The 11,292-nt window shown below is 69.6% G+C and carries 8 protein-coding genes; 4 read left to right on the forward strand and 4 right to left on the reverse strand.

Features of this window, described 5'->3' with window-relative positions; genetic code table 11:
- From DXK32_RS30675 to DXK32_RS30685, 3 genes are all read left to right on the forward strand, one after another.
- The coding region (locus DXK32_RS30675) for an ABC transporter ATP-binding protein (RefSeq protein WP_114861964.1) at positions 1-588 on the forward strand (588 nt) is incomplete at its 5' end.
- 148 nt (positions 589-736) lie between these two features.
- Positions 737-1,948 carry a hypothetical protein gene (locus DXK32_RS30680; RefSeq protein ID WP_114861965.1) on the forward strand — a complete coding sequence of 404 codons (1,212 nt, stop codon included), beginning with the start codon at positions 737-739 and terminating at the stop codon, positions 1,946-1,948.
- A gap of 151 nt (positions 1,949-2,099) precedes the next feature.
- Positions 2,100-3,848: a chloride channel protein gene (locus DXK32_RS30685; RefSeq protein WP_247877423.1), complete on the forward strand. Its 1,749-nt coding sequence runs from the start codon at positions 2,100-2,102 to the stop codon at positions 3,846-3,848.
- A gap of 60 nt (positions 3,849-3,908) precedes the next feature.
- Here DXK32_RS30685 and DXK32_RS30690 read toward each other — a convergent pair whose 3' ends face one another.
- The 4 genes from DXK32_RS30690 to DXK32_RS30705 all read right to left on the reverse strand — a co-directional run bounded on the left by DXK32_RS30690 (position 3,909) and on the right by DXK32_RS30705 (position 7,652).
- Entirely contained in the window at positions 3,909-5,132 is a 1,224-nt protein-coding gene (locus DXK32_RS30690) for an extracellular catalytic domain type 1 short-chain-length polyhydroxyalkanoate depolymerase (protein ID WP_114861967.1), read from the reverse strand.
- Between the two features lie 77 nt (positions 5,133-5,209).
- Positions 5,210-5,629: a CopG family transcriptional regulator gene (locus DXK32_RS30695; protein WP_114861970.1), complete on the reverse strand. Its 420-nt coding sequence runs from the start codon at positions 5,627-5,629 to the stop codon at positions 5,210-5,212.
- A 106-nt stretch (positions 5,630-5,735) separates the two neighbouring features.
- Entirely contained in the window at positions 5,736-6,710 is a 975-nt protein-coding gene (ppk2, locus tag DXK32_RS30700) for a polyphosphate kinase 2 (RefSeq protein ID WP_205215870.1), read from the reverse strand.
- Positions 6,711-6,824: 114 nt separating this feature from the next.
- Positions 6,825-7,652, reverse strand: a complete 828-nt coding sequence (locus DXK32_RS30705) for a polyphosphate kinase 2 family protein (protein ID WP_114861968.1) — start codon at positions 7,650-7,652, stop codon at positions 6,825-6,827.
- A 230-nt stretch (positions 7,653-7,882) separates the two neighbouring features.
- On the opposite strand from DXK32_RS30705, the gene DXK32_RS30710 reads away from it, so the two are divergent.
- The gene (locus tag DXK32_RS30710) at positions 7,883-11,230 is read left to right on the forward strand and encodes a maltotransferase domain-containing protein (RefSeq protein ID WP_114861969.1); all 3,348 of its coding nucleotides are present in this window, start codon (positions 7,883-7,885) and stop codon (positions 11,228-11,230) included.
- The last annotated feature ends 62 nt before the right edge of the window (positions 11,231-11,292 follow it).

Below are 11,292 nucleotides of genomic sequence, written 5' to 3' on the forward strand. Positions count from 1 at the left end.
GGGGCTGGCAAGTCCACGCTGCTGAAGGCCATCCTCGGCCTCGTCCCGGCGACGGGCGGGCGGGTCCGGCTGGAGGGCGGGGAGATCGGCGCCCTCGCTCCGGAACGGCGGGTGCGTCGCGGCCTCGGCTATGTGCCGGAGGGCCGGCGCGTCTTTCCCGGCATGAGCGTGCGCGACAATCTGGAGGTGGCGAGCTGGCTGGGCCGTTCCGGGCGCGCGCAGGACCTGGAGCGTGTCTTCGCTCTGTTCCCGGCGCTGGAGGGCAAGGCGGAGGAGCGGGCGTGGCGTCTGTCCGGCGGGCAGCAGCAGATGCTGGCGGTGGGCCGCGCGCTGATGGGCCGCCCACGGGTCCTGCTGCTCGACGAGCCGTCGCTTGGCCTGTCGCCCAAGCTGGCGGGGGAGGTCTTCGCCGCCGTCCGTGCCATCGCCGCCGCTGGAACGGCCGTGCTGGTCGCCGAGCAGAGCGCGGCCCGCGCCCTGTCCGCTGCCGGGCGTGTCGTCCTGCTGCGGCTCGGCCGGGCGGTCCATGACGGGCCGGTGGAAAGCCTGCCCGCCGACGCGCTGCGGGACGCCTTTCTGGGCGGCTGATCCACGGGTGCAGGGCGCCGCCGGACGCAATTCGGCATTGCGGCAACAGGCCGGGATCTTTGTCGTGACTTTCTCGTCTTGCGCTTGCCGATCCCGGATGGCGGGGCTAGCTTTCGGCGTCGCCCTGCCCGTAAGGATTACCTCTGCCATGCTGGACAAAGCCGTCGCTGCTGCACTCTCCTCCCTTCTTCTGCTGGGCGCCGCCGCCGCCCACGCCGATGGGGCGCAGGTGGCGGAACTGGTCCCCGTCAACCCGCCGACCATGTATTACCCCGCCCCGTCCTCCGGACCGGCGCCGGCGCCCCGCACCGTCGCGCCCTCGGCTCCGGCGGCGGCCGATCCGACCGAGAAGACCGGGCCGGCCGAGCTTGAGGACGGCTGGGAGGGCGGCCCGTCGCGCGACCGCGACGGCAAGTTCGCCTATTGCGCCATCGAGGGCCGCTTCGACACCGGCCATGTCCTGATGATCGCGCGCAACGTCAAGGGCGAGGTCAATCTCGGCATGGGCATCCCGGGCGCCGAGCTGCCGAACGGCGAGCAGTGGAAGGTCAAGGTCGTGGTGGACGGCAAGCTGACGCGCGAGCGCCGCGCGCTGGCGCCCAAGCCGGACATGCTGGTCATCCCCAACGGCAAGGACGAGGAACTCTACACCGCCCTGATGAACGGCAAGGAGGTGGTCTTCGCCTCCGACGCCGACCGCATGGCCTTCGCGCTGAAGGGCACCAAGAAGGTGCTCACCGACCTGAAGACCTGCGTGGACAAGGCCGGCGCCGTTCCGCCCATCGACACCCGCACCAAGAAGGTTGCCACCCGTCCCGACGCGCTGCCGGAAGGGCTGGCCGACCTGCTGAAGGCGGCCGGCGTGCGCGACGTCAAGCGCGTGTCGCTGGAAAATGTGCCGAAGGGCGAGCGCCCGGCCGACATGGCCTGGCGCATCGGCCCCATCGTCGGCGGCATCCGCGAGCGGCTGGTCGAGGAGGGCTCCAAGCTGGAGGACCTGTCCGCCGGCTACGTCGACGCCATGAAGAAGCGCTGCGAGGGCGGCGAGCCGACCGCGTCGCTCAGCGCCATCGAGGACCTGCCCGGCCTGATGCTGCGCACCGGGTCGGTCGATTGCGCGCTGAAGGAAGGCAAGATGCACGTCTCGCTGACCTTCTTCCTGTCGCCGGGCCGCCTGTTCACGATCCTGTTCCACGAGGCGCAGGAGGCCGACATCGGGCTGGCCGACAAGGTGCGCGACAATCTGGCGGAGGTGCTGCGCCGCCTCGCCGTCAACCCGCCCTCCGCACAGCCTTCCGCACAGCAGCCTTCCGCTCAGGCGCCGGCCTCCCCGGCGCCGGCCCAGACGGGCAAGCCCTAAGGGGGTAGGGGCGCGCCCCGCGGTTGACGGGGCGGAGGCCGGGCACACATTGACCGGCATGCCGGACGACATGACGGGAATCCGGGGCGCCGCAGGGGAAGCGGCCGGCGCCCTGACAAGAGCACGAAACCCCGGCCGGCGGTTCCTCAGGGTGCTGACACGGCGGAGCCTGCGCGACAGCGTGCTGGGCGTGCTGATGCTCGCCGGGGTGATCGGCGCCGGGGTCGGGCTCGTCGTGGCTCTGCTCCATGAACTCGTGGTCTCGACGCAGTCCTTCGTCTTCTCGGTGGCCCACGGGCAGGATCTGGGCGAGGCCGCGCTGGCCGACCCCTGGCGGACCCTGCTGGTCCCGGCGGTCGGCGGCCTGCTGCTCGGCGTGATGGTGAAGCTGGTGCGGCGCTGGCGGCCCAACGACATCGTCGACCCGGTCGAGGCGAACGCCCTCTACGGCGGCAAGATGTCCCTGATCGACAGCCTGCGCCTGACCCTGGCGACCCTGCTGTCCAACGGCTCCGGAGCGTCGGTGGGGATGGAGGCGGCCTACACCCAGGCGGGGTCGGGCCTCGCCTCGACGCTTGGCCAGAAGCTCCGCCTGCGGCGGGCCGACCTGCGCACGCTGGTCGGCTGCGGGGCGGCCGCGGCGATCGCCGCCGCCTACGGCGCGCCGCTGGCCGGCGCCTTCTACGCCTTCGAACTGGTCATGGGCGGCTACACCATCGCCACGCTGGCCCCGATCGGGGCGGCCTCGGTCGCCGCGGTGGCGGTGGCCCACTGGCTGACCGACCCGTCGCCGGTCCTGTTCTTCGGCCGCCCGGCGGCGGTGGAGGGCTGGGACTATGTGGCCTGCGGGGTCCTTGGCTTCCTGGCCGGCTGGTTGAGCATCCTCGCCATGCAGGCGGTGACGGTTGCCGAGCGCGGCTTCCGCGCGCTGCCCATTCCGGTCTGGGGGCGCCCGGCGCTGGGCGGGCTCGCGCTCGGCGCGTTGGCCCTGGCGGTGCCGCAGATTCTGGGCGCTGGACCCGGCGCCGACCCGTCGCAGCTGGCCCGCGGGCTGGAGGCCATGGCGGTGCTGCTGGCCGCCAAGATCGTCGCGTCGGCCCTGTCGCTCGGCTCCGGCTTCCGCGGCGGTCTGTTCAGCGCCTCGCTGCTGCTCGGCGGCCTGTTCGGCGGGCTGGCCTATGGGGTGATCGAGTTGCTGGTGCCGGGGCTGGGGCTCGACCGGATGCTGCTGGTTCTGGCCGGCATGGGGGCGGTGGCCGCCGGCATCATCGGCGCGCCGGTCACCATGGTGCTTCTGGTGCTGGAGGCGACGCAGGATTTCTGGGCGGCGTCCGGCGTGCTGATCGGCGTCGTGGTGTCGACCACCGTGGTCCGGCAGGCCTTCGGCTATTCCTTCGCGACGTGGCGCTTCCACCTGCGCGGCGTGCCGATCCGTGGGGCCTACGACGTCGGCTGGGTGTCGGAGCTGACGGCGATGCGGCTGATGCGCGGCGACGTGAAGACGATCCTGACCACCCAGACCCTGGACACGCTGCGCCGCCTGCACCCGCTGGGCGCCGCCAAAACCGTCTTCGCGGTGGAGCCGGACGGGTCCTACGCCGGCATCATCGACATGGGCGCCGTGCACGACCCGTCGCTGGGGGAGGAGGACGCGAAGACTCCGGTCGGCGAGCTGGCCAGGCACGCCGACGACTTCCTGCGGCCCGGCGAGGACGTGCGCAGCGTGCTGCAGCGCTTCAGCAGCGCCGAGGTGGAGTCCCTGCCGGTCCTGGCCTCGCCCACCGACCGGCGGATCGTCGGCTACGTCACCGAGGCCTACGCCCTGCGCCGCTACAGCCAGGAGCTGGAGCGGCAGCGTGGCGAGGAGCTGGGGGAGCGCAGCCTCTACGGGCGGGACTGACCGACGCCCTTGAGGCCGGGTTGGCCTTGGCGGGGCTTGTCCCTTGCCGCCGAAGCGTCTTTACGGCGCGGATGGCCGGCGCCGCGGGTTCGCGAGGAAGAAGCGCAGCATCTCCCGCGAGGCGTCCGGCCCGCGCGGGTCGGTGTAGGAGCCGGACGGGCTGCCCCCGGCCCAGGCGTGCCCCGCGCCCCGGATCGTCCATTGCTCGCACAGCGCATGACCGGCGGCGTCGGTGTGGATGTGGCGGCTGTAGCCATGCCCGCCCGGCACCTGACCGTGCTCCACCGCGACCCGCGCTCCCGCCGCTCCCGCCTTGGATTGCGCGGCGACGTCGTCGCCGTTGCGCGGATGAACCGTGGTGTCCCGGTCGCCGTGAAAGACGATGGTCGGCACGGCCGGCCCGGCTTGCCGGTCCGCCGGACCCCCGCCCTGACGCATGGCGACGAAGGCGGAAGGAAGGTCGGAGGCGGCACCCCGGGGAAGGCCGGAATGCACCCCGACGGCGGCGTAGAGGTCGGGATAGGCGGCCCCCATGATGGCCGCCGCCGCTCCGCCGGCTGAGAGGCCCGCGACGAAGACGCGGTCCGCATCGACGGCGTGGTCGCGCATGACCTGCCGGGTGATCCCCGCGATCAGCGAGGGCTCGCCGTCGCCGCGCCGCTGGTCGACCGGGTTGAACCAGTTCCAGCATTTCTGGGCGTTGGCCGAGGAGGGCTGTGCCGGATAGACGACCAGACAGCCATGCTCCTCCGCCAGCGCGTTCATGCGGGTGCCGGCGGCGAAATCGTCCGGCGACTGGGTGCAGCCGTGCAGCATCACCAGAAGGGGACGCGGCTGGCCGTCACCGCGGTTGGCGGGAACATAGAGCTTGTAGGAGCGCGTGCCGGCCTTGTTCGTGAACGACGCCGTCGTGAAGGCGGCGCCATCCGGCAGCGGCTCGGCGGCGGGGCGGACGGTGCCGTTCGCCCCGAAACCGGTGCCGGCCGGCCGAACCCCGGCGGCGAGACCGCGCAGAGTCTCGCCCAGTCCCGCCCGCGGTCCGGGATGGAAGCGGCCGACGAACGCGCCGGCGGGTTTGAACGCGGTGGCATGGTGCGGCGGCGCCGGGTCCGGCGTGTCGTTCACCGTGATTGGTTCGACATCGATGATGGTGGGGTCGGCGTCGGGCGGCATCGGCGCGGCCCCCCGCAACAGGCGTTGGATGCAAGCGGTCGCCCCGGCGAGGTTGCCGGCCTGGGTGAGGCGCAGCGCCTCGGCCATTCCGGCGGGGACACGGTTGGTCATGTCGGGAGCTTTCTGGGCTCGGACAAGGCAGGCGGAGAAGCCCGGTCCGTCGTCTTTCGGGAAGGCGGCCCGCGCCTTTAGCCCATGCGGTCCGCGAGAGCCGCCTTGACGGCGCTGCTGGCGTGCAGCGCTCCCAGCACGGCGACGGAGGCGATGGTGGCGCGGGCAAGTTCGGGAGTGACGTCCCGGGCGATGGTGGCGAGCCCGAGGACACGGATGTGGAGCATCCGTCCGGCCTCCCGCGCCGCTTCGAGGTCGTCGCGGGAATAGTGGCGCAGGCCGAGATCGACGCTCTTGCGCGTCACGGCCTGCCGCAGGGCGTCTTGATGGCGATCGATCTGGTTGCGGATGGCGGTGCGGATGAGGTCTGTGCGATTCGCGTAGAATCCCTCCTGCACCAGCAGGTCGATGTGACCGAGGTCGATGTAGCCGAGGTTGATCGTGATCTTTTCGCTGTCGCCGGACTTCGGCTTCGGATCGAGTGCGTTGCTGGACATCCCGTCGCCATCCATGAACCATCCACTGGGATGGTAAATGGGGGCGACGGGATGTCGATCAAGGGGGCATGGCGTCGTTGGGGAACAGCCGGCGGCGGAAGCTCCGTCAGTACACCTCCGGCACCCAGTTCTGCTTCGACTTCTTCGGCCGCTTGTAGCCGTCGTCGCCCTGCCGCGGCGGCAGGTCCAGCTCGACCGGGGCGATGTCCTGGTAGGGAATCTGTTGCAGCAGGTGGTTGATGCAGTTCAGCCGGGCCTTCTTCTTGTCGTCGGCGTCGACGATGTACCAGGGCGTCAGCTTCCGGTCGGTGTGCTCCAGCATGGCGTCCTTGGCCTTGGAGTATTCGACCCAATGCTTGCGCGATTCGAGGTCCATCGGGCTGAGCTTCCAGCGCTTGATCGGGTTGCGCATCCGCTCGGTGAAACGCTTCTCCTGCTCCTCGTCGCTGACCGAGAACCAGTACTTGACCAGGATGATGCCGGACTTGACCAGCATCTCCTCGAACAACGGGCAGGCGCGCAGGAACTCCTCGTACTCGGCGTCGGTGCAGAAGCCCATGACGTGCTCGACACCGGCGCGGTTGTACCAGCTGCGGTCGAACAGGACGATCTCACCCTTGGCGGGAAGCTGCGCCACGTAGCGCTGGAAATACCACTGGCCGCGCTCCTTCTCGGTCGGCGTGCCGAGCGCGACGATGCGGCAGACGCGGGGGTTGAGGCTTTCGGTGATGCGCTTGATGACGCCGCCCTTGCCGGCCGCGTCGCGCCCCTCGAACAGCACGCAGACCTTCAGGCCGTTGACCCGCACCCATTCCTGCAGCTTGATCAGCTCGAACTGCAGCCGGGCCAGCTCGTCGATGTATTTGAGCTTCTTGCCGCCCTTCGCCGGCTTGCCGCCGCCCTTTCCGCCGTCGAGGTCACGCCAGTGGGATTCGATGGCCGCCACCTCCTTGGCGTCGCGCAGCACCTCGCCGCCGGTGGCCGGCACGCCGAGGCCGAGGTCCTTCAGCTTCAGCGCCTTGCGCTTCCTCCGCGGCTTGTCCTCCGCCCCGGCCCCGGCACCCGTCTTGACCTCGTCCATCGAACACACCCTGGTTATTGTTTTACCCGCCAACCAACGCTAGGAGATGACGGCGCGTCAGGCAACCGCCCGCGCGCCAACCGCGACGAAGTGACCGAGGCCGGGGGCTTGTTTTCAGTCCTTGTCCTTCGCGTCGAAGGTCAGGTGGACGCCCAGCACCTCCGCGGCGATCCGGGCGACGGTCAGATCGATGGGCGGCGGGGCGACGTTGACGCCGCGGCTCAGCGCTTCGGTCACGATCTCCATGACCTTCAGGCGGGCGTGCCATTTGGAGTTGGCGGGAACCGCCCGCCAGGGTGCCGTCTCGGTCGAGGTCTTGTCGAACATCGCCTCGATGGCCTTGGTGTAGTCGTCCCAGCGCGAGCGGTTGCGCAGGTCCTCCTCGGTCAGCTTCCAGCGCTTGTAGGGGTTGCTCAGCCGCTCGCGGAAACGGTTGAGCTGCTCGTCGGGCGTGATGTGCAGGAAAAGCTTGATGATGCGGACCCCGTCGTCGGTCAGCATCTTTTCGAACTGGTTGATCTCGTCGTAGGCGCGCTTCCACTGCTCCTTGTCGGCGAAGCCCTCGACCCGCTCCACCAGCACCCGGCCGTACCAGGAGCGGTCGAAGATGGCGAAGGTGCCGGGGGCGGGCAGCTTGGTCCAGAAGCGGTAGAGGTAGTGCTTGCCCTGCTCGTCCGCCGCCGGGGCGCCGATCGGCCAGACGTGGAAGCCGCGGGGGTCGAGCGGGCCGGTCAAGCGGCGGATGCAGCCGCCCTTGCCGGCGGCGTCCCAGCCCTCGAACACCAGGATGGCGCGGCGCTTCTCGTGCCAATAGGTCTGCTGGATGTGCAGCAGGTCCTTCTGCAATTTGGCAAGGCGACGTTCATAGTCGTCCTTGCTGCCGATGCCCTCCGCCGTCATATCGAGCTTGTCGAGACGGATCTTGCCGTTTCCGTTGCCCATGCACGCACCTTTCGAAATGTCTGGCCCAAGTGTCAGGTTTCGGAACCTTCGCGCTTCGCAGGGGTTGAGCGCGTGCGCCCCGCAGGGGGCGCGTTGCAACCTCGCGATGGTCCCTCCGGTGATGGTCCTTCGGCCGGCGACGGTCTTCTGGACGATCCACGGGGGGCGCCACGCTTGTCAACCAGCGGCGACCGGCTGGCGTGCCGCTGCCGACCAGGAGGATGTCCCCGATGGCCACCGCCGGACCGCGCATCTACAACCTGTTTCCCACGCTCGTCGGCCCGATGCGCGACTGGGCCGGGCATCTGCCCCGCATCCAGGGCATGGGCTTCGACTGGCTGTTCCTGAACCCGATCCATTATCCGGGCTTCTCCGGCAGCCTCTACGCCGTGAAGGACTACTACCGGCTGCACGACCGTATCCAGGGCGGCGCGCCGGAGCATCCGGATGAGCTGCTGCGCGGCTTCATCGCCGAGGCGGGGCGGCACGGCCAGTCGGTGATGCTGGACCTCGTCATCAACCACACCGCCAAGGACGCGATCCTGGTGGGCGAGCATCCGGACTGGTACCGGCGCGATTCCAACGGCGACCTCTACAGCCCGCGCGCCGTCGACCCGGTGGACCCGTCGCGGGTGACCATCTGGGGCGACCTCGCCATGCTCGACTACGAGCGGGCGGAGGTCCGGGCGGGGCTGACCGACTATTGGACGCGCTACCTGCGCCATTTCATCGGGCTGGGGGTGAAGGGCTTCCGCTGCGACGCCGCCTACCAGATCCCGGCGGAGGTGTGGAAGACGCTGATCGAGCGTTCCCGCGAGGCCGATCCGGAGGTGAAGTTCTTCGCCGAGACGCTGGGCTGCACGGTGGAGCAGGTGCGCGACCTCTGCGGGGCGGGCTTCGACTTCCTGTTCAACAGCGCCAAATGGTGGGACTTCAAGTCCGACTGGCTGCTCGACCAATATGACGAGTTCCGCTGGATCGCCCCGTCCATCGCCTTCCCGGAGAGCCACGACACCGACCGTCTGGCGGCGGAGGTCGGCAGCCAGGACAGCGAGCGACTGGCCGCCCAGCTGAAGATGCATTACCTGTTCGCCGCCTCCTTCTCGACCGGCGTGATGATGCCGGTGGGCTACGAGTACGGCTTCACCCGGAAACTGGACGTGGTGAGCACGACGCCGGACGACTGGGAGCCGCCGAAGCTCGACCTGACCGGCTTCATCGGGGCGGTCAACGCCATGAAGGCGGACAGCCCGGCGCTGAACGTCGAAGGGCCGCAGCGGCGGGTGACCGCGCCGCACAACCCGGTGATCGGGCTGATCCGCGAGACCAGCGGCTGGGCCAACGGGAGCGGGGAGGGCTGTTCCGTCCTGCTCATCAACCCCGACGAGACCCAGCCCCACGCCGTCGACCCCGGCCCGCTGCTCGCCGGCACCGGCGGCGGCTTCGCCGATTTCGAGGACGTGACGCCGGAGGCCGCACCGCTGCCCTTCGAGCCGGGCCGCGACCTGCGCCTGCGCCCGCTGGAGATGCGCGTCTTCCGCGCCCGCCCGGCGCAGAGCCGCCCCATCGAGCTGAACCATCTGGGCGAGCGCGGCGCGGAGCACGACGCCGGCACCCGCGCCTGGATGGACGAGCTGGCGTCGCGCCGCGTCACCATCGAGAACGTCTACCCGGAGCTGGACGGCGGGCGCTTCCCGGTCAAGCGGGTGGTCGGCGACGTCATGGAGGTGTGGGCGGACATCTACACTGACGGCACCTTCGTCCTCGGCGCCGCCGTGACCTACCGCCCGGTCGACGAGGAGGAATGGCGCGAGGTGCCCATGACCTTCGTCGACAACGACCGCTGGATGGGCAAGCTGCCGCTGACCCGCAACACGCGCTACCAGTACAGCATCCTGGCGTGGCGCGACGTGTGGGAGAGCTGGCGCGCCGACTTCAAGAAGAAGAACGACGCCGGGCTGGACGTCGGGCTGGAATTGATCGAGGGCCGCCGCTTCGTCGAGCACGCGGTCGGGCTGAACGAGGGGGAGGGCAAGGCCGCGCTGGAGCGGGTGGTCGAGCGGATGAACAGCCTGCAGGGGGCGGAGCTGACCGCCTACGCCCTGTCCGACGAGCCGCGGCAGGCCATGGCGAGGTATGGCGAGCGGCAGTATCTGTCCCGCTATGGCTGCGACCTGGAGGTCTATGTGGACCGCACCGCGGCCCGCTACTCCGCGTGGTTCGAGATCTTCCCGCGCTCGGCCTCCCCGGACCCGTCGCGGCCCGGCACCTTCGACGACGTGTCCAACATGCTGCCCTTCATCCGGGGCATGGGCTTCGATGTGCTGTATTTCCCGCCGATCCACCCGATCGGGCGCAGCTTCCGCAAGGGGCGCAACAACACGCTGAATCCCGGTCCGAACGACCCCGGCGTGCCCTACGCCATCGGTGCCTCGGAGGGCGGGCACGCCGACATCGACCCGATGATCGGCGACTTCGAGGGCTTCCGCCGGCTGGTCAAGGAGGCGCGGCGGCACGGCATCGAGATCGCGCTGGACTTCGCCGTCCAGTGTTCCCCCGACCATCCCTGGATCAAGTCACACCCGCAATGGTTCTACTGGCGCCCCGACGGCACGATCCGCTACGCCGAGAACCCGCCGAAGAAGTACCAGGACATCGTCAACGTCAGCTTCTACCGCGAGTCCTACCCGGACCTGTGGTACGCGCTGCGCGACGTGGTGCTGTTCTGGTGCGACGAGGGGGTGCGCATCTTCCGCGTCGACAACCCGCACACCAAGCCCTTCCCCTTCTGGGAATGGATGATCCGCGAGGTGCAGGACCGCTTCCCCGACGCGCTGTTCCTCGCCGAGGCCTTCACCCGGCCCAAGCTGATGCGGCGGCTGGCGAAGATCGGCTTCACCCAGTCCTACAGCTACTTCACCTGGCGCAACACCAAGGCGGAGCTGACCGAGTATCTGACGGAGCTGACCCAGGGCGAGTCCAAGGACTACATGCAGCCCAACTTCTTCGCCAACACGCCGGACATCCTGCCGCCGATCCTGGTCCATGGCGGGCGGCCCGCCCACATGATGCGCGCCGTGCTCGCCGGGACCCTGTCGGGCGTCTACGGCCTCTACGCCCCCTATTTCGTCTGCGAGGCCGACCCCTATCCGGGCAAGGAGGAGTACAACCACTCCGAAAAATACGAGATCCGGCACTGGGACTGGAACAAGCCCGGCAACATCGTCGACTATGTGACGCGGCTGAACACGATCCGCGCGGAGAACCCGGCGCTTCACACATTCACGAACCTGAAGTTCTACAACGCCTACGACGACAACATCCTGCTCTACGGCAAGATGACGGAGAGCAAGGACAACGTCATCCTGATCGCGGTGAACCTCGACCCGCACAACGGCCATGGCGGCACCATCGAGGTTCCGCTGTGGGAACTGGGGCTGGACGACGGCGCCCATGTCCAGGTGGAGGATCTGTTCAGCGGCCAGCGCTTCACCTGGATCGGGAAGTTCCAGCATGTCTGGCTGGACCCGCAGCAGAACCCGGCGGCGATCTGGCGCATCCGTCCGCCGGGGCGGTGAGGGAAGGGGGCGCGCGTAGAGCCCCCCTCCTAACCCTCTCCCGTAGAGCCCCCCTCCCAACC

It is taken from the genome of Azospirillum brasilense (assembly GCF_003349955.1).
Classification (GTDB): domain Bacteria; phylum Pseudomonadota; class Alphaproteobacteria; order Azospirillales; family Azospirillaceae; genus Azospirillum; species Azospirillum brasilense_B.

What these genes read in the sequence shown, in the direction of transcription:
- DXK32_RS30680 (WP_114861965.1), top strand. Translation starts at nt 737, where the DNA reads ATGCTGGACAAAGCCGTCGCTGCTGCACTCTCCTCCCTTCTTCTGCTG.
- DXK32_RS30690 (WP_114861967.1), bottom strand. Translation starts at nt 5,132, where the DNA reads ATGACCAACCGTGTCCCCGCCGGAATGGCCGAGGCGCTGCGCCTCACC.
- DXK32_RS30695 (WP_114861970.1), bottom strand. Translation starts at nt 5,629, where the DNA reads ATGTCCAGCAACGCACTCGATCCGAAGCCGAAGTCCGGCGACAGCGAA.
- ppk2 (WP_205215870.1), bottom strand. Translation starts at nt 6,710, where the DNA reads ATGGACGAGGTCAAGACGGGTGCCGGGGCCGGGGCGGAGGACAAGCCG.
- DXK32_RS30705 (WP_114861968.1), bottom strand. Translation starts at nt 7,652, where the DNA reads ATGGGCAACGGAAACGGCAAGATCCGTCTCGACAAGCTCGATATGACG.
- DXK32_RS30710 (WP_114861969.1), top strand. Translation starts at nt 7,883, where the DNA reads ATGGCCACCGCCGGACCGCGCATCTACAACCTGTTTCCCACGCTCGTC.